Source organism: Collinsella aerofaciens, assembly GCF_028206795.1.
Lineage (GTDB): Bacteria > Actinomycetota > Coriobacteriia > Coriobacteriales > Coriobacteriaceae > Collinsella > Collinsella aerofaciens_AX.
Map to the genome: position 1 here is coordinate 111,624 of NZ_JAQLFJ010000001.1, position 17,360 is coordinate 128,983.

Below are 17,360 nucleotides of genomic sequence, written 5' to 3' on the forward strand. Positions count from 1 at the left end.
CCCATCCCAGCCAAGTGCAATTCAGCCCCCAAGCATAGCACTGCTGCACCCAAATAAAACGCAGCGACCCCTTAGTTACCGCAGGCCGGGTACAGGGTTACTCTCCAAATCTTTCCGCAGGACGGAGGAGCCCCCGCCGCGCGAAGCGCGCAGCGGGGGCTCCGACATGTCCGAGGACGATTTGGAGAGTAACCCTGTACCCGGCCGACGGGATCCCTAAGCACGCCATGCTTCTTATGTGCAGTAAAGCTAATGCTGCTAAAATACAAAGCGCTCATGTAGTTTAAACGCACGACGATAAGGAGCACCAGTGGGTAACCACTTCCGTACCTCCGGTGCGGGCGATGATGCCCCCAAGACGCAGGCAGGCGTCCAGGGCAGTCGTTTCGCCACTCCGGATTCAGAGGGCCAGCCTGTTGCTCAGGCCCCCGCTCAGCCGGCAGATCAGGCACAGCCGGCATCCGATCCCTTTGCCTACAATCCAACCAGCGATGTCGCGCTTTCCGGCACGGCGGGTTTTGAGCCCGTTCAGGCCGTGACCGCTCGCGTTGAGCAGCCTCAGGCTGGTGCCGCCACGCCGCAGCCTACCATGGCCGGCATTCCCGACCCCTTGGCCCCTGCGACGCCGGCTCCTCAGCCTGCGCAGTCCGGTCTCTTTGCCGCTATTCCCGACCCCACGCAGCCTGCTGCCCCGGTGGTCGAGAGCGATCAGGCAGCCGAGGTCGCAAGCCTCGATAACGCGCTCAACAACCCCGATTTTACGTCGGTGTTTGCGCCCATCGATCCGCAGGCCAGCCGCAAGAAGATGGCCAAGCAGGCCGGTGTCGAGCCCGTCATCCTTATGGAGCATGTCACCAAGATCTATCCGGCACAGCCCAACAAGCCTGCACTCGACGACATCAACATCGAGATCTATCCGGGCGAGTTCGTCTTCCTGGTCGGTCACTCCGGCTCGGGTAAGACCACGCTGCTGTCGACGCTCAACCGTGACGTCAAGCCGACGAGCGGCCGCATCCTGGTTGCCGGTCAGGACCTCATGAAGATCAAGAACCGCAAGGTTCCGTTCCTGCGCCGCCAGATTGGCGCCGTGTTCCAGGACTTTAAGCTTCTGCCGCAAAAGACCGCCTACGAAAACGTGGCGTTTGCCCTGCAGTGCATCGGCAAGCCCAAGGGCGTCATTCGCAGCCAGGTGCCCGAGGTGCTGCGTCTGGTCGGCCTGGCCGATCAGATGGACTCGCTGCCCGACCAGCTTTCCGGTGGCGAGCAGCAGCGCGTTGCCGTCGCCCGCGCTATGGTCAACCGTCCGCCGCTGCTGATCTGCGACGAGCCGACGGGCAACCTCGACCCGGCGATCTCGCTGGGCATCATGAAGCTGCTCGAGCGTATTAACCGCACCGGCACCACCGTGATCGTCGCCACGCACGACCGCGAGATGGTCGATAGCATGCACCGTCGCGTGATCGCCCTCGAGGGCGGCCACGTTATTCGCGACCAGGAGAGGGGAGGTTACGGCAACTATGGCACCAACTAACGTGGGCTACTCCTTCAAAGAGGCAATCAGCCACTTCTTCCGTAACTGGACCACCTCGCTCGGCGCCGTCATCACGATTTTCCTTTCGCTGTTTATCATCGGCCTGTTCATCATGGGCTCCGCGATGTTGAACTCCGTGATCGGCACCGTCGAGGATCAGGTTGTCATCAACGCGTTTATCAGCGATGACGCCGATCAGGCCGATGTTCAGGCTTTTGAGGCCGAGCTCAAGACGTGGAGCAACGTCAAGTCCGTGACCTACAAGGACAAGGACGACGCGCTGGCCGAGTATACGAGCAAGATGTCGGGTAACGCCGACGCCACCATGAGCGCGCTCGATGGCCAGAACCCGCTGCCGGCTTCGTTTGCAATTGAGATGGACGATCCGTCCAAGGTCGAGAGCACGGCAGAGAAGCTCAAGAAGGATGCCGATTTCCAGAAGATCGCGGATGACGGCGACGTCAACGCGAGCGTGCTGTACGGACAGGAGGAAGTGAGCCGCCTGTTCCAGGTGACCAACTACATCCGCATCGCCGCCGTGGTGCTCGTTGGCCTTCTGACCTTTATCGCATTCATCTTCATCAACAACACGATTCGCCTGTCCATCACGGCGCGTCGTCGTGAGATTGCGATTATGCGTCTGGTCGGCGCCAGCAATGGCTTCATTCGTGGCCCGTTTATCACCGAGGGCGTACTGCAGGCCATTTTGGGCTCGCTGCTTTCCATCGGCGTTCTGGAGCTGCTGCGCAATCTGATGATTCCGCGTCTGCAGGAGAGCATCGGCTGGATGTCGTTTGCCCTGCCGATGCAGTACTACCTGGTGACCTATGCTGCGCTGATTCTGGTCGGCGTGATTATCGGTCTCTTTGGTTCTGCCATCGCCATGCGCCGCTACCTGCGCGTGTAGGCATGCCTGGAATTCATCCCTTCCAACGGGTCGTCTCTTATGGGGCGGCCCGTTTTTTGATCCCTATGGGACGGCAGGATTGCGGATCATCGTGGCGCTGGTCTATCTATGTGATCCGTTTTCCTTCGTCCCCTAGGGATCATTTGGGTAGACTCTTGGGATGTAAACGGCAATCGATAGTTAGGAGGCGCCATGGGGCGCAATAACAAGCATAAGCGTGGAGCTCGCAATAAGCGCGGGCCGGTACGCAGCGAACGCCGTCCGAGCCTGACCGGGCGCGTGCAGCTCCATGAGCACAGTGCCTATGTCATAACCGAAAACGGCGACTACAAGGTCATGGGTCGCGGCAAGCGTGAGATCATGGACGGCGATACCGTTGCCGTGAGCATTAAGAATAGCCCGCACGGTGAGCGGCGCGCCGTGATCGAAGGCGTGGTTGAGCGCGCAGCCATAAGCGTGGTGGGTACGTACCAGATCGCCGGTCCGCTCGGTGTGATTGAGCCGCTCGATTCGCGCCTGAAGGCCGACTTCTTCATTCTGCCCGAGGATACCTCGGCGGATCGTCTGGGTGTCCACCCGGGTGATGCCGTTGTCGCGCGCATTTTGACCTACCCGACGCGCCTGGAATCGGGCACTGTGACGATCGAACGCCGCATTGGCGGAGATGACGCGCCCGATTTGGGCGTTCAATATGTGATGGCGCGTTACGGCTATACCGATAGCTATCCCAAGGCCGCGCTGGACGAGGCCGAGGGGCTTTCGCTCGATGTGTCCGCGGCGCTTAAGGACCCGCTCCGCCGCGATCTGCGCGACCGCTTTGTCATCACGATCGACCCGGTCGACGCGCGCGACTTTGACGATGCCATTTCGCTGGAGCGCACGCCCGAGGGTGGCTACAAGCTGGGTGTGCATATCGCCGACGTTTCACACTATGTGGCTTGGGACGGGCATATCGATCTTGAGGCTCGCCATCGTACGACATCGGTGTATCTGGCCGATCGTGTGCTTCCCATGCTGCCCGAACGCCTGTCCAATGACCTGTGCTCGCTTCGCCCTGACGAGGACCGTCTTGCGTTTACCGTCGATATCGAGCTCGATGCGCAGGGTCGCGTGCGGCATTACGATCCGTACCCCAGCGTGATTCGCTCGCGTGTGCGTATGGACTATGACGGCGCCGAGGCGCTGCTGGTGCGTGCCGGCGCGGTTGAGTATTCGGTGCTGGAGGGTGCAGCCGAGGATGTTGCGGCTGCCGAGACCTCGCGCGAGGAAGCGCTTGAGCGCGGTCTTGCGTGCGAGGAGGCCGCCCGCGGCTACAACATCGACCTCGACGATTTCCTTGTCGCCGCTAACGAACTCGCCGAACTTCGCCGTCGTATTCGTCGCGCCCGCGGCTCAGTCGATTTTGACACAGCCGAGATTCGCGCTCTATTGGATGAGGACGGAGTACCCGTGCAGATTGTGGCGCGTGAACGTTCGTGTGCCACGTCGCTTATCGAGGAAGCTATGCTGCTCGCCAACGAGTGCGTTGCAGAGTGGCTGGCAGACCGTGATATCGAGGCCTGCTATCGCGTGCATGAGGATCCGAGCCCCGATAGCCTGCACGGTGCTGCCGTTGCGCTGGCGCAGCTAGGCATCATCGACGATCGCCGTGCTGCCGGTATTGCCCTGGGGAGCCCCGATGAGCTGCAGGCTGCAGTTGATGCTGCCGCCGGTACGGCCAACGCACCGCTCGTTAACACGCTGCTTCTGCGCAGCATGCAGCGCGCGCTGTACAAGCCGCGCAACGAGGGCCACTTTGCGCTCGCCGCGCCGTGCTACTGTCACTTTACGAGTCCCATCCGTCGCTACCCCGATCTGGTGGTGCACCGCGTGCTCAAACTGCAGTTGGCCTATGAGCAGCTCGGCGGCAAGGACGCCTTGGTCCGTACGCCGCGGCTGATCGGCAAGGGGCGCGAGTCGCTGCCGCGCATTCTGCCGCAGATCTGCCGCGCATGTAGCGATGCCGAGCGCGCGGCAGATGCCGCCAGCCATGCGACGCAAAAGATCAAGATTGCCCAGTACTATGAGGACCGTCTGGGCGAGCGCTATGCCGGAACCGTCTCGTGGGTTAGCAGCATGGGCCTCTTTGTGCGCTTGGATCTAACGCAGGTCGAAGGCTTGGTTTCGATCAAGAGCCTGGGCAACGAGTGGTTCGAGTTCGACGAGGACGCGCTAACGCTCACGGGTGCCGACACGGGCACCCGTTACGAGCTGGGGCAGCGCGTAATTATCGAGGTCTCGCGCGTCAATACCACGCGTGGGCACTTGGACTTTAAGCTTATCCATTAGCCAAATCCCGACTGATGGTGGGAGAGCGGAGGGCGGTCTTTCGGGACCGCCCTCCGCATTTGAATCGTGACTACCTTGCCGTCTGCTCGGCCGCCCGCTTACCTGCTATTTGAGAGGTAAAACCTACCAAAATAAACCTGTCCCTTTTGGCAGGTTTACAAGAAAGCGGGGATGAGATGGCGACGGTGTACGGTTATGCGCGGGTGAGTTCGCGCGATCAGAATCTTAATCGGCAGCTGGATGCGCTGGGCGCCTATGGCGTGGGCTCGGCGAATATTTATGCCGACCATGCGAGCGGCAAGAACTTCGATCGACCGCGTTATCGCGAGCTGCTGCACGTCCTGGGAGACGGGGACGTGCTGGTGGTGCTTTCTATCGACCGACTTGGCCGTAATTACTCCGAGATTCTTGAGGAATGGCGACGCATTACCAAGGAGCTCGGGGTTGCCATTGTGGTGTTGGACATGCCATTGCTTGACACGCGCGTCAGGGCCAGCGGCGCGCCGGATGTGACCAACACCCTGATTGCCGATATTGTGCTGCAACTGCTGAGCTACGTGGCGCAGGTGGAGCGCGAGAATATCCATCGGCGCCAGGCGGAGGGAATTGCGGCGGCGCGGGCGCGAGGGGTCCGTTTCGGTCGACCTCGCAAGCCGTGCCCTCCTCAGTTTGAGCTGGTGCGCGATAGCTATGAGGCAGGCGATATTACCCGCAGCCAGGCAGCAAAGTGCCTGGGTGTGTGCGTGGGGACGTTCGATCGCTGGATGCGCGAGGCGGGGTAGGGGTTTGCGTCGCTTTGTCGCTTCCTGTTGCGATTCAAATTTTGATACGTTGACGATGTCATTTGGGGCTACACTCGCTGATATTCAAAAAAAGGAGGTTGGCCCTTGGCGCGCGTAAAACAAATAATCGGATGGACCGCGATCGTTCTGTTCGCTGCAACGCTGGCGGGCATATGGGCGCTGACGGAGCAAAATGCGGTGGAGACGTCGTTGCTGAGCGAGTCCACCGCACGTGTGGTGGAGGGTCAGGCCACGGGCGTTCAGGCTGCCGATGCCACGGGTGAAGCCCAGGCGGAGAACGGAATGACCGGGGGAACCGATTCGGCTGCCTCGAATGCCCGGTCTGGCCGACTTGCTTCCATTCGCATGTGGGTGGGCACGAACGTCCGTCGCGTTGCCCATACCGTAGAATTTTTCTTCGTCGGGTTGTTCGCCTCGGTGGTCGTGGTTTGCTTTTCCAGGCGTCCGTGGAGCGTATGCTCCCGTTGCGTGCCCGTATTGCTCTTTTGCGCCGCCTGCTCCGTTGGCGATCAGGTACATAAGATCTTTGTTCCCGGCAGGCATTTCGACGTTATCGATCTAGGATTCGATGCTGCGGGCTATGTCACCGCCATGCTGTTGGTATTGCTGGCAGCGGCGTTGGTGCGCCATGCGACTCGGCCGATCGGCGCCCATGCGAGGCGCTAGCCGGTAACAAACCCGTTTCTGATAATGCGACCTTGTTGAATTATTTTGTGTCGCGCGTATTTCCGAGCGGTCGGATTTGAGGGGCGAGCGGTAGAACGCTCGCCCTTTGTGCGCCACGATGCGGCACAATGTACCGTAAAAGCTGTTTGTATCCGGTACGAATCGTTCGTTGGTCTTTAATTCTTCTCAACGGAGGTGTTTGAGATGGCAAACGGATTGCTTTTGCGGCTTCGCGAGCGTGAGCTCAGCGCGAGCCCGGCGGAACGCAATGTCATCGCATATGTAAGCGCTCATCCGCACGAGGTGGTCGGGCTGTCCGTTCGCGGTCTTGCCGATGCCACGTTCTCCTCGCCCTCGAGCATTTTGCGCTTTTGCAAGCGCTTGGGTTTTGCGGGCTACAAGGAGTTCCAGCGCGAACTGATTGCCGAGCTGGCGCTCTTGGGTGACAAGAAAGACGTTGCCCTCGAGGACATCTCCATGGATGACAGCGTCGAACGTATCGTGGGGAAGGTGATGAAAAGCAACGTGCGCACGATCGAAGCGACGGCGCGAACGCTCGATTACACCGTCTTGGAGCGATGTGCGGCCTATCTTAAGCGGGCACGCGCGGTCAATCTGTTCGGTATCGGTGCCTCTCGTTTGGTCGCGCACGATCTGGCGCAAAAGCTCATGCGTGTCGACAAAGAGTGCCATCTGTACGACGACTGGCATGATCAGCTCTTGTGTGCCAAGAACATGCATGAGGGCGATATGGCGATCGCCTTTAGCTACTCGGGCTTGACGCAAGAGGTGCTGGACTGCACCGCCGAGGCTCAACGTTACAACTGTCCCGTTGTGGCCGTTACCAAAGTAGATGGATCATCCAAGCTTGCCACCATGGCCGATGCCGTGCTCGGCGTCGCTGCGAGTGAGTCCTTGGTCCGCAGCGGTGCCATGGCTTCGCGTATGGCCCAGCTTATGGTTGTCGATGCCCTGTACGCTGCTTACGTTGCCAGCGACTACGAACGGGCGACGCATGTCATTAAGCAAAACTACATCGAGAAACAGGAAAGATGAGGTGAATGAAATGCTCGATTTAACAAAATTCACGACCGAACAGCGTAATCAAAGGTCTATGGACCTCGATACGATGACATCGCTGCAAATCGTCACGACGATGAATGATGAGGATCTTCGTGCCGTCCAGTCGGTCACGAAGGTGTTGCCCCAGGTTGCCACAGCAATCGACTGGGCTGCTGAGGCACTCGAGCGCGGCGGGCGCGTCTTTTACATGGGCGCAGGCACCAGCGGTCGTCTGGGTGTACTCGACGCTTCGGAGTGTCCGCCCACGTTTGGCGTGTCACCCGATCTGATTGTCGGGCTCATTGCCGGAGGCGAGACGGCGTTTATCAAGGCTGTCGAAGGTGCCGAAGACAGCGAGGAGCTTGGCGCGAGCGACCTGCGGGAGCGTGGACTCTCGGACAAGGATCTTGTCGTTGGCCTGGCGGCAAGCGGTCGTACTCCCTATGTGGTGGGCGGCCTTGTGTACGCCAAGGCAACTGGGTGCAAGACGATCGCAATTGCCTGCAACCAAGGGTCGAAGATCGGGGAGAGCGCAGATCTTGCCATTGAACCCGTGCCCGGTCCCGAGGTACTGACCGGCTCAACGAGGCTCAAGGCGGGAACGGTTCAAAAGCTCATTCTCAACATGATTTCGACCGGTGCCATGGTCAAGATCGGCAAGGTATACCAAAACCTGATGGTCGATGTGCAGCAGACGAACGAGAAGTTGGTGGTGCGCGGCCAGAACATCGTGATGGAGGCGACCGGCTGCACGCGCGAGTGCGCTATTCAGGCGCTTGCAGATGCCGGCGGCCACGTAAAAACCGCTATTGTCTCGGTACTGCTGGACTGCGATGCCGAGCAGGCTGCGGTAGCTCTTGAGCGAGCGAGAGGCCATGTCCGTGCTGCGGTGAGTGGCCATGAGAAGAGCAATGCCGACGCCCAATAGGTGCGCGGCGTGAGCTGATATGACATCCAGACGAGATACCCAATACAAGGAGGAGTTATGACGAACAAAGAGCTGGCTCAAAAGCTGCTGGACCTTTTGGGCGGTAAAGACAACGTGCTCGCAAACGCGGCGTGCATGACGCGCCTGCGCGTGACCGTCAAAGACGCGGGCAACGTCGACACGGAGGGCATTAAGGCACTCGACGGCGTGATGGGCCTGGTCGAGGACGACACGATGCAGATCGTGCTGGGTCCGGGCAAGGTGAATAAGGTGCTCGAGGAGTTCTCCAAGCTCACCGGCCTTGCGAAAGGCGTTGCTGACGAGAGCGTGGTTGACGCTGCGGCCACAAACAAGGCCGCGCAGAAGGCCAAGTACGAGTCCAAGCCGGTTCAGGCCTTCCTCAAGAAGATTTCCAATGTCTTCGTCGCCCTGCTTCCCGGCATCATTGCGGCTGGCCTCATCAACGGTATCTGCAACGTCATTAACGTCTCGACGGCAGGCGCGCTTGCAGGCGAGTGGTGGTACCAGGGCATTCGCTCCATGGGCTGGGCCCTGTTTGCCTATCTGCCCATCTTGGTGGGCTATAACGCGGCACGTGAGTTTGGCGGCTCCGCTGCGCTGGGCGGCATCGCCGGCATGATGTGTATTGCCAACAGTGCCATGCCCCTGCTTGCGCCTGGCGCGGCCGATCCTGCCACTGCCATCTTGCTGCCGCTCACCAATGCGCAGTACAACCCCGCAGCGGGCGGCATGATCGCGGCTCTTATCGCTGGCGCATTTTTTGCCTGGATGGAGCGTCAGATTCGCAAGGTTATGCCCAACGCGCTCGACACGTTCTTGTCCCCGCTGCTGGTGCTCATCATCGGCGCCTTTGCTCTGATGCTCGTCATCCAGCCGGTTGGCGCATGGCTGACGACTGCCATCTTTAGCGTTTTGACCTTTATCTTCGAGAAGCTGGGCGTCCTGGGTGGCTATATCCTGTCGGCAGGCTTCTTGCCGCTGGTTTCCGTCGGCCTGCATCAGGCGCTCACGCCGATCCACGCTATGCTCAACGATCCCGACGGCGCTACCAAGGGTATCAATTACCTGCTTCCCATCCTTATGATGGCTGGCGGCGGCCAGGTCGGTGCCGGTTTGGCGCTGTACTTTAAGACCAAGAACGCCAAGCTCAAGAAGTACGTTGCAGAGTCCATTCCCGTTGGAATCCTGGGTGTGGGCGAGCCTCTGATGTATGCCGTTACGCTGCCGCTCGTTCGTCCGTTTGTGACGGCCTGCCTGGGTGCCGGATTTGGCGGCGCGCTCGCGGCGCTGCTTCACATCGGCACGGTTTCTCAGGGCGTTTCCGGTCTGTTTGGCCTGCTGATCGTCGTTCCTGGTCAGCAGCTCGGCTACGTTGCCGCTATGCTGCTTGCCTATGCCGCTGGCTTTGTCCTGACGTGGTTCTTTGGCGTCGACGAGCAGAAGATCAACGAGTTCTTTGGCGAGTAGTTTGATATCGCGAGCCGTGTTGCTCAGGGCTCGCGGCGCGCGGCAGATTTCTTGATGCTATGGTTGTGCCGGCGGGGCTAACTGCTCCGCCGGCCTTTTTTAAAGGAGTGTTGAAGCGTGAAAACGGGTATTTCGATTTATCTTTCCAGCCCTTTGCAGGATATTGAGCGGACGATTGAACACGGTGCCGCGGCGGGTGCGCGCTATGCGTTCACCTCGCTGCATATTCCCGAGGATGGGGGAGCGGCGTATACCGATAAGGTCCGTCATGTGCTGTCGCTGCTTTCCGCCCGTGGCATTGCGCTCATTGCCGATGTGGGGCCGCGCACGTGCGATTTGCTCGGGCTTGAGCGCATCGAGGACCTGCGTGATCTGGGGTTGGAATACCTTCGTTTGGACTATGGCTTTAGCGCCCAGCGGGTCGCGGAGCTGTCCGGTGTATTTCGCATTGTGGTCAATGCATCGACGGTGAGTTCTGTTGAAATCGCATCGTGGCGTGAGGCCGGTGCCGATGTGACTCATTTTGCCGCCTGCCACAATTTTTACCCCAAGCCTTATACCGGTTTAGCTCTGGAGGACATTGCTCGGGTGAATCTTCGTCTTGCGGCGCTTGGATTCGAAATCATGGCTTTTGTGCCGGGTGATGCTAACGTTCGCGGGCCAGTATTCGAGGGACTGCCGACGGTCGAGGCGCAGCGCGGTCGCGCGTCAAAGGTTGCTCTCAATATGCTTGAGCTTGCACATGGCGCCGATTGCGACATTGTGTTGGTCGGCGACCCCGATCTTTCCGATGCGGGCTGGACGCAGTTTGCTCATGTTTCCGCCGGATACGTGGACCTGCAATGCGAGCTTGAGCCCGGTTATGCCTATGTGCGTGGACAGATTCATCACGACCGACCCGATTCGAGCACCCTCATCTTTAGGTCTCAGGAGTCGCGTACGACGCTTAAGCCGGATTCCGTGCCGATGGATGCCGGTGCCGGCCTGTTTCGAAAGGCGGGGTCGATCGCTGTGAGCAATAGCAGCTATGGGCGCTACGAAGGCGAGCTTGAGATTGCGCGGGTCGATCTTCCCGGTGAGGAGCGCATGAACGTTGCGGGTCATATCACGCCCGAGGCAATGGAGCTGCTGCCGTTCATCAAACGCGGATTCGGGGTACGGTTCGTTTAGCGTGTGACCCGTGGGCTACAATTGGCCCATCATGCGAAGGCGCCTCGTGTGGCGTGTGCCTGCGTTGGCCGATCTATATTCGGAGGATTCCCATGACCGTACTGTTTATTGAATATCCCAAGTGCTCGACCTGTAAGAAGGCCAAGGCATGGCTGGACGAACACGGGGTAGAGTATATCGACCGCGATATCGTTTTGGACAATCCCACGGCTGATGAGCTTGCGACCTGGATTGCTCGTTCGGGACTGCCGGTGCGGCGCTTCTTTAATTCGTCGGGCATGAAATATCGAGAGCTGGGCCTGAAGGCGCGTCTAGATGCGGGCATGACGGATCGGGAGTGCTACGAGCTGCTGGCGACCGACGGCATGCTGGTCAAGCGTCCGCTGTTGGTGGGCGACGACTTTGCGATTCCCGGCTTTAGGGAAGCAGCTTGGACCGAGGCGCTGCTGTAGCGGCTGCGGAAAGTGCGACCCGTTTTGAGCGCTCGGGGTGGGACGTGTTTTCCATCGGAGGGCTCGCTCGGCTCAATCCTTGAGCTGTGCCCATTCGTGCGGACCGTAGACCTTTACGTGCTTGTTGGGCTTGCCGCTCCAGTACTCCTCGTCCATAAAGGGCAGATATGCCTGAACACCGGGGCAGATAAAGGGAATCCGCTGCTGTTGCAGTCGCTCGCGCTGTCGCTGCTCCAGGTGCGCCTCGGATATGACAGTCGGCATACCGGACAGCTCGACGAGGCTTGCCTGGATTCGCTTAAGGTCGGGGAGTCCCGCGTGCCATGACATCCGCATGATCAAAAAGGATGCACGGCGGTATTTTGCCTGCATCACCGTGATGGCGGGGCGCAGAGTGGGATGGATTTTGTCCCGTTCGGGCCAAAGGTCAGCAGTGATCTCGAGGCCCAGGGTCTCCCATAGGTAATCAAGCTCTTCGTCCATGGCGCCTCGATATCTACGTGATCATTGATACTTCGATTGTGTTGCCTGGTGCTATCGTTTTCACGGTAGAATCTGCCAACGGTTGACGGCTACCGCTCGCGGCGTTTTGCCCTTCGTGTGCAGCGGTCGACTTCACAGGTCCTTCACGTGTTGGCCGTATTTGACTGAATTTCAAAAAAGTCAAAATTAGGGCTTGCGTCACGGCGGGACTTCCCGTATATTTCTTTCTTGCGCAAAGGCACAGCCGAGCGCAGCGATGCAGTCATTGGGATGTCGTCTAATGGCAGGACAGCGGATTCTGGTTCCGTCAATGGGGGTTCGACTCCCTCCATCCCAGCCATTGCATTTGCTACATATGGCCCGTTCGTCTAGCGGTTTAGGACGCCGCCCTCTCAAGGCGGAGATCACCAGTTCGAATCTGGTACGGGCTACCAAAATTGAACGCCCGGGCCTCGTAAGAGACCCGGGTTTTGTGTATTGACCGATATTTAAGGCGCGCGTTGAGTCTGCCGCCCGGACCGAGGAGTTGTCATGGACCTGCCTATCAGCTTGGAAGACATCACGTATGCCGAGAACTATCTGGCGCAGGGCGACCTGGCTACGGCGACGCCGCTGCTTGAGCGTCTGGTGGAGCTCGCCGAGGAGTATATCGACGCTGAGTGCAAGACGGAGGAGAAGCGCCAGTACTTTAGCTTCGACAGCAAGTTTGAGCGCCTGGCCTATCGCCGCGTGGAGAAGGATCCGCGCGAGCTGGTGCAGGTCGAGGTTCCCTTTGACCGCCTGTACTCCGACATGGCGTTTGCCTACATTCGCCAGCAGGATTATGTGAGTGCTCGGAATGCCCTGATGCAGGCCGTGCGTTGGGATCCCATGAACTGCAACTATCGCTTGGACTTGGCCGAGCTGTTCCGCGCGCTCGAGGACAAGCAGGAGTGGGCATCGCTCTCGTTCTCGGTGCTGGAGCGCGCGAGCGACGGTAAGTGCGCCGCACGCGCCTACACCAATTTGGGTCAGTACTTCTTGGAGCCCGAGACCGAGAACATTTCGGCTGCCGTGGGCTGCGCGCGTCTGGCGCTGCGCCTGGCGCCCAATGATGCGCATACGACGCGCCTGCTCAACAAGATCCATACCACCTATCCGGATGCCGCGGACGAGAGTGACGACCATGTGATGGGTGAGCTCGCCCTGCAGGGCGTGCCGACCTCGCCTTCGGCCGAGATCGCCATCTGCCTGATCATGTGCGCGACCGATGCTGCAAGCGACGGCGACAAGCAGGAGGCTACGCGTCTGACGGTCCGTGCCCGCGACCTGGTGGGCGAGGAGGCATGCGCGGCGATTATCAAGCTGGTGCGCGAGAGCGATGCCGAGCTTAATGCCGAGCGCAGGGCAAAGCGCGAGGCTGCGGGCTCAAACGCCGATGGCGCCAAGGAGGCCGGCGATGCCCAGTAAGCGCGAGCGCAAGCTCATTTCCAAGAATCGCTCGGCACATCACGAGTACTTTATCGATGAGACGTTTGAGTGCGGTATTGAGCTGAGCGGTACCGAGGTCAAGTCGATTCGCGAGCGCGCGTGCCAGATTACCGATACCTTCGCACTGATTCGTGGTGGGGAGTGCTGGCTCGTCGGCCTGCATATCCACCCTTATAGTCATGGTGGCGTGTGGAATCGCGATCCCGACCGTCGGCGCCGTCTGCTGCTGCACCGCAAGGAGATCGACTTTCTTGACGGCAAACTTCGCAACCGCGGCTATGCGCTGGTGCCGCTGGAGCTCTACTTTAATACCGACGGCCGCGTAAAGCTGCTGCTGGGCCTAGGCCGCGGCAAGAAGCTTTACGACAAGCGCGAGGATATGGCCAAGCGCGATGTCCAGCGCGAGATCGACCGCGCCCTCAAGGAACGCAATCGCTAGGCGTTCTGTATAAGTTGCGGTGGAATACGGACTGTTTTGCCTGTTTGAGGGGCTATTCAGTCCTTATTTCACCGCAACTGCGGGCGTCTCATCTTGCTTATACTGTTTTGACACATATGTCTCAAAGGTGGTGTCCGTTGTGCGCGCCGCCTTTTTTGTGGGTACATACATCCATGAGGTTCCAACCCGCGTTAGGGGGGTGATTGTTATGGACAAAACTGCGTTCTTTACCATGCCGAGCGGTCTGTACGTGGTGAGCGCCGCGGCAGACGGGCTGCGCGCCGGCTGCGTCATCAACACTGCGGTGCAGGTGACGTCCATGCCGCCGCGCATTTCGGTTGCCGTGAACAAGGACAACGTCACCTCGGGCGTCATCGCTTCGGCCAAAGCGTTCGCGCTGACCGTGATCGATCAGACGGCCGATATGCTCTACATCGGTAACTTTGGGTTCCGCACCAGCAGCGACTATGACAAGTTTGCCAAGTACGAGACTCGCGAGACTGCTCTCGGCATGCCTTATGTGCCCGAGCACGCGGCGGCGCTGTTTAGCTGCCGTTTGATCGACACTGTGGATGTGGGCACGCATCTACTGTTTATCGGCGAGGTCGAGGATGCCGAGCGCCTAAGCGACGAGACGCCGCTCACCTACGATTACTACCATAAGGTCCTGAAGGGCAAGACGCCTCCGAAGGCGTCCTCGTATCAAGGCTAGAAATGTTTTAAAAATACTTGCATTATATTATTGAGAATCTATACTGATAAATGAAGTACATCACCAGTCGCGTTCGAGAGGAGAACATCATGGCTGAGGAGAAGAAGACCTATAAGTTCGTGTGCGTCGTTTGCGGTTACGAGGTTGAGGTCGATACGCCCGAGCTGCCCGAGGATTATGTGTGCCCGGTATGCGGCGTCGGTCCCGATCAGTTTGAGCTCGTCGAGGAGTAGCTCGCAGACACACGGCGAAAGCCGAACATAGCTCTGTCCAAGGGCCCCGGTCGGTCATCCCGGCCGGGGCCCTTTTCCTCCGTCTCCAAAGGATCACGGTTGCTGTTGACCGATCCTGTCTGTTGTGAGTCCGGCCGACCGTTTGTCTCAATCTGTAACATCTAGCAGTGAAAACGGGGTCTACGTGTTACAGATTGAGACAAACGGAGCTGTCCCTCGGAATAATCTCGACCTGTAACATCTAGACATCAAAAGCGGGTTTAGATGTTACAGATCGAGACGTTTGACTGGGTGGACATGCGGCCTCGTTACATCCCGGTCAACAGCACGGCGTCGAGCGCCGTTACGACGACACCGATCCCTACAAGCAGCGCGTTGAGCGGGCGCGAATTGGCGTATTTGCCCATGACGCGGCGTGAACTGGTGAGCCGTATGAGCACAAAGACCGTAATCGGCAGCTGAAGCGACAGCAGCGCCTGGCTCCAGATGAGACCTTCAAAGGGATTTGGAACGACCAGGCACGCCGCCACTGCTCCGGCAAAGCAGAGTGCCACGCCAATCGATGAGTGTCGGTCGTGGATGTCGTATTCCTCGTCGAACATGCCCGCAGTGATGGTTCCCGCCGCCATGCCCGCTGTCACGCTGCTCGAGAGGCCCGCAAACAGTAGCGCCACGGCAAAGATGGTCGCGCTTGCCGGGCCCAGAATGGGGGAGAGCGTGGCCGCTGCGACGGCGAGGTCGTCTACGACAATGCCGTGCGCAAAGAAGGTCGTTGCGGCCAGGATGACCATGGCCGAGTTGATTGCCCAGCCCACGCCCATCGAAAAGAGCGTGTCGAAGAGCTCGTAGCGCAGACGCTCTTCGATAACCTGCTCGCCTTGGCCTTCGAAGTGCATGGATTGGATGACCTCGGAGTGCAGAAAAAGGTTGTGGGGCATAACGACCGCACCCAGGACACTCACGATAATCGCGGCAGAGCCAGTGGGCATACTGGGCGTGATCCAGCTTGCGGCGGCCTGCGGCCAGTCGACCTTGACCAGCGCAAGCTCGGCCAAAAACGAGAGTCCTACCACGCCTACGAAGGCGATGATCCAGCGTTCGGCACGTTTGTAGGAGTTGGTCATGAGCATCGCCATCGATACTGCCGCCACGATGACGCAGCCCGCGCGCACGGGCAGCCCAAAGAGCATTTGAAGGGCAATCGCGCCGCCCAGGACTTCGGCCATGGCGGTGGCGATGGTCGCGAGATAGGCGCTGCCGAGCACCGCGCGTCCCACGATGCGGGGGAGAAAGCGGGTCGTGGCCTCGGCAAGACAGGCGCCCGTGGCGATACCCAAGTGTGCCGCGTTGTGCTGCAGCACAATGAGCATAATCGTGGACAGCGTGACGATCCACAGCAGCGCGTAGCCAAACTGCGAGCCCGCGGCCATATTGGAGGCCCAGTTGCCCGGGTCGATAAAGCCGACGGTCACAAGCAGCCCGGGGCCGATATGCCGCGCAATATCTAGGCCTCCGTGACCACCGGTGCGTCGGGAGCCAAAGTGTTGTTTGAGATGGTTGAGCATGGTGCGCTCCTGTGTATGGGCGGCGTGACGTCGCATCTGGGCCGTGCGGCGCCACGCGTCGGTTTTGGGTTGGGGCTACTTGTGTGCTTTGCCCTGATTGGCCACGGCGTCGATCTTGGCGGCGATGGTCGCCGGGTCGCCGATGTAGCGCTTGTCGAGGACGTTGAAATCGGTGTCGAAGGTGTAGACGAGCGGCACGCCGGTGGGGATGTTGACCTTGAGGATCTCCTCGGGCGTGAGGTGCTCGAGCTTCATGACGAGTGAGCGCAGGGAGTTGCCGTGTGCGGCGATGAGTACGCGCTTGCCGGCGAGCATCTGGGGGCGAATCTCGTCTTCGAAATAAGGCCAGGCGCGGGCGATCGTGTCCTTGAGGCACTCGGTATAGGGCAGCTGATCGGGCGCGACATCACGGTATTGCTCCTGGGTGTGGGGATCGCGCGCGTCGTCCGGTTCGAGTGCCGGCGGGCAGACATCGAAGGAGCGGCGCCAGATGAGCACCTGCTCGTCGCCGTGCTCCGCTGCGGCATCGGCCTTGTTGAGACCCTGCAACGCTCCGTAGTGGCGCTCGTTGAGCTTCCAGGATTTGATGACGGGCAACCACTCGCGATCCATTTGGTCGAGCACGATGTCGAGGGTGTGAATTGCGCGCTTGAGACGCGAGGTGTAGCAGACGTCGAAGTCGAAGCCCGCTTCTTTGAGGGCTCGACCGCCTGCGGCGGCTTCTTCGCGGCCCGTGTCCGTGAGCTCAACATCGGTCCAGCCGGTGAACAGGTTGAGTTTGTTCCACTCGGATTCTCCGTGACGGATAAGGACAAGTTGCATTGTCTGTCGGTCTGCTCGGTGCGCCATAGGGGCCTCCTTGATCTGGCACGGTGTGCGTGCCGTTTGCTTGACGCCGCAAAGGATACCCGTTTTAGGCTAAAAAGTTAACCAAGACTAACAAAATTGTTGTATTTGAATGGGCTGGCGAAAGGGGGCTGCCGAAATGTCTCGATCTGTAACAACTAGGGATGGAAATTGGGCCTAGCTGTTACAGATCGAGACAAACCAAAACCGTCCTGCAGAAAATCTCAATCCGTAACATCTAGGGGCCAAAATCGGCTCCTCCTGTTACAGATTGAGA

The 17,360-nt window shown here is 59.5% G+C and carries 17 protein-coding genes and 2 tRNA genes; 16 read left to right on the top strand and 3 right to left on the bottom strand.

What is annotated here, in order from left to right; genetic code table 11:
- Positions 1-310: 310 nt before the first annotated feature.
- The 10 genes from ftsE (at position 311) to PMX70_RS00585 (ending at position 11,335) form a co-directional block, all read left to right on the top strand.
- A complete protein-coding gene (gene ftsE, locus PMX70_RS00540) occupies positions 311-1,531 on the top strand; it encodes a cell division ATP-binding protein FtsE (protein WP_022094244.1) in 1,221 nt (406 codons plus the stop codon).
- On the top strand, positions 1,518-2,438 hold the full coding sequence (ftsX, locus tag PMX70_RS00545) for a permease-like cell division protein FtsX (protein ID WP_138112992.1): 921 nt from the start codon (positions 1,518-1,520) through the stop codon (positions 2,436-2,438). Before ftsE ends, ftsX begins: the two co-directional genes overlap by 14 nt.
- Before the next feature lie 192 nt (positions 2,439-2,630).
- Positions 2,631-4,766, top strand: coding sequence for a ribonuclease R family protein (locus tag PMX70_RS00550; protein WP_271742488.1), 2,136 nt, complete (start codon positions 2,631-2,633; stop codon positions 4,764-4,766).
- 176 nt (positions 4,767-4,942) lie between these two features.
- Complete coding sequence (locus PMX70_RS00555; RefSeq protein WP_271742489.1) at positions 4,943-5,548, top strand: recombinase family protein; 606 nt, start codon at positions 4,943-4,945, stop codon at positions 5,546-5,548.
- A gap of 105 nt (positions 5,549-5,653) precedes the next feature.
- Positions 5,654-6,235 (top strand): VanZ family protein, encoded by a 582-nt coding sequence (locus tag PMX70_RS00560; protein WP_271742490.1) that lies wholly within the window; start codon positions 5,654-5,656, stop codon positions 6,233-6,235.
- 204 nt (positions 6,236-6,439) lie between these two features.
- Positions 6,440-7,291: a MurR/RpiR family transcriptional regulator gene (locus tag PMX70_RS00565; protein ID WP_271742491.1), complete on the top strand. Its 852-nt coding sequence runs from the start codon at positions 6,440-6,442 to the stop codon at positions 7,289-7,291.
- A 10-nt stretch (positions 7,292-7,301) separates the two neighbouring features.
- On the top strand, positions 7,302-8,225 hold the full coding sequence (gene murQ, locus PMX70_RS00570) for an N-acetylmuramic acid 6-phosphate etherase (protein WP_118377157.1): 924 nt from the start codon (positions 7,302-7,304) through the stop codon (positions 8,223-8,225).
- A gap of 57 nt (positions 8,226-8,282) precedes the next feature.
- Positions 8,283-9,713 carry a PTS transporter subunit EIIC gene (locus PMX70_RS00575; protein ID WP_055310344.1) on the top strand — a complete coding sequence of 477 codons (1,431 nt, stop codon included), beginning with the start codon at positions 8,283-8,285 and terminating at the stop codon, positions 9,711-9,713.
- A gap of 117 nt (positions 9,714-9,830) precedes the next feature.
- Positions 9,831-10,883, top strand: a complete 1,053-nt coding sequence (locus tag PMX70_RS00580; RefSeq protein WP_271742492.1) for a MupG family TIM beta-alpha barrel fold protein — start codon at positions 9,831-9,833, stop codon at positions 10,881-10,883.
- A gap of 92 nt (positions 10,884-10,975) precedes the next feature.
- On the top strand, positions 10,976-11,335 hold the full coding sequence (locus tag PMX70_RS00585) for an arsenate reductase family protein (protein WP_271742493.1): 360 nt from the start codon (positions 10,976-10,978) through the stop codon (positions 11,333-11,335).
- Positions 11,336-11,407: 72 nt separating this feature from the next.
- On the opposite strand, the gene PMX70_RS00590 is transcribed toward PMX70_RS00585, so the two are convergent.
- Positions 11,408-11,818 (bottom strand): hypothetical protein, encoded by a 411-nt coding sequence (locus tag PMX70_RS00590; protein WP_117629499.1) that lies wholly within the window; start codon positions 11,816-11,818, stop codon positions 11,408-11,410.
- 266 nt (positions 11,819-12,084) lie between these two features.
- On the opposite strand from PMX70_RS00590, the gene PMX70_RS00595 reads away from it, so the two are divergent.
- The 6 genes from PMX70_RS00595 (at position 12,085) to PMX70_RS00620 (ending at position 14,672) form a co-directional block, all read left to right on the top strand.
- Positions 12,085-12,158: transfer RNA gene (locus tag PMX70_RS00595), tRNA-Gln, on the top strand.
- A gap of 17 nt (positions 12,159-12,175) precedes the next feature.
- A tRNA-Glu gene (locus PMX70_RS00600) sits at positions 12,176-12,252 on the top strand.
- Positions 12,253-12,349: 97 nt separating this feature from the next.
- Positions 12,350-13,267 carry a tetratricopeptide repeat protein gene (locus tag PMX70_RS00605; protein WP_117564212.1) on the top strand — a complete coding sequence of 306 codons (918 nt, stop codon included), beginning with the start codon at positions 12,350-12,352 and terminating at the stop codon, positions 13,265-13,267.
- Positions 13,257-13,727 carry an SsrA-binding protein SmpB gene (gene smpB / locus PMX70_RS00610; protein WP_006235325.1) on the top strand — a complete coding sequence of 157 codons (471 nt, stop codon included), beginning with the start codon at positions 13,257-13,259 and terminating at the stop codon, positions 13,725-13,727. The genes PMX70_RS00605 and smpB overlap by 11 nt, the downstream gene beginning before the upstream one ends.
- A 208-nt stretch (positions 13,728-13,935) precedes the next feature.
- Positions 13,936-14,439: a flavin reductase family protein gene (locus tag PMX70_RS00615; RefSeq protein WP_117746556.1), complete on the top strand. Its 504-nt coding sequence runs from the start codon at positions 13,936-13,938 to the stop codon at positions 14,437-14,439.
- 89 nt (positions 14,440-14,528) lie between these two features.
- Positions 14,529-14,672: a rubredoxin-like domain-containing protein gene (locus PMX70_RS00620; protein WP_055251878.1), complete on the top strand. Its 144-nt coding sequence runs from the start codon at positions 14,529-14,531 to the stop codon at positions 14,670-14,672.
- Between the two features lie 308 nt (positions 14,673-14,980).
- Here PMX70_RS00620 and PMX70_RS00625 read toward each other — a convergent pair whose 3' ends face one another.
- Together PMX70_RS00625 and gpmA are read right to left on the bottom strand one after the other, a co-directional pair.
- Complete coding sequence (locus PMX70_RS00625) at positions 14,981-16,237, bottom strand: Nramp family divalent metal transporter (protein ID WP_271742494.1); 1,257 nt, start codon at positions 16,235-16,237, stop codon at positions 14,981-14,983.
- Positions 16,238-16,312: 75 nt separating this feature from the next.
- Positions 16,313-17,086, bottom strand: a complete 774-nt coding sequence (gene gpmA / locus PMX70_RS00630; RefSeq protein ID WP_334203823.1) for a 2,3-diphosphoglycerate-dependent phosphoglycerate mutase — start codon at positions 17,084-17,086, stop codon at positions 16,313-16,315.
- Positions 17,087-17,360: the final 274 nt, after the last annotated feature.

Coding starts and splice junctions, on each gene's coding strand:
- ftsX (WP_138112992.1), top strand. CDS start 1,518: ATGGCACCAACTAACGTGGGCTACTCCTTCAAAGAGGCAATCAGCCAC.
- PMX70_RS00550 (WP_271742488.1), top strand. CDS start 2,631: ATGGGGCGCAATAACAAGCATAAGCGTGGAGCTCGCAATAAGCGCGGG.
- PMX70_RS00555 (WP_271742489.1), top strand. CDS start 4,943: ATGGCGACGGTGTACGGTTATGCGCGGGTGAGTTCGCGCGATCAGAAT.
- PMX70_RS00565 (WP_271742491.1), top strand. CDS start 6,440: ATGGCAAACGGATTGCTTTTGCGGCTTCGCGAGCGTGAGCTCAGCGCG.
- murQ (WP_118377157.1), top strand. CDS start 7,302: ATGCTCGATTTAACAAAATTCACGACCGAACAGCGTAATCAAAGGTCT.
- PMX70_RS00575 (WP_055310344.1), top strand. CDS start 8,283: ATGACGAACAAAGAGCTGGCTCAAAAGCTGCTGGACCTTTTGGGCGGT.
- PMX70_RS00585 (WP_271742493.1), top strand. CDS start 10,976: ATGACCGTACTGTTTATTGAATATCCCAAGTGCTCGACCTGTAAGAAG.
- PMX70_RS00590 (WP_117629499.1), bottom strand. CDS start 11,818: ATGGACGAAGAGCTTGATTACCTATGGGAGACCCTGGGCCTCGAGATC.
- PMX70_RS00605 (WP_117564212.1), top strand. CDS start 12,350: ATGGACCTGCCTATCAGCTTGGAAGACATCACGTATGCCGAGAACTAT.
- smpB (WP_006235325.1), top strand. CDS start 13,257: ATGCCCAGTAAGCGCGAGCGCAAGCTCATTTCCAAGAATCGCTCGGCA.
- PMX70_RS00615 (WP_117746556.1), top strand. CDS start 13,936: ATGGACAAAACTGCGTTCTTTACCATGCCGAGCGGTCTGTACGTGGTG.
- PMX70_RS00620 (WP_055251878.1), top strand. CDS start 14,529: ATGGCTGAGGAGAAGAAGACCTATAAGTTCGTGTGCGTCGTTTGCGGT.
- PMX70_RS00625 (WP_271742494.1), bottom strand. CDS start 16,237: ATGCTCAACCATCTCAAACAACACTTTGGCTCCCGACGCACCGGTGGT.
- gpmA (WP_334203823.1), bottom strand. CDS start 17,086: ATGGCGCACCGAGCAGACCGACAGACAATGCAACTTGTCCTTATCCGT.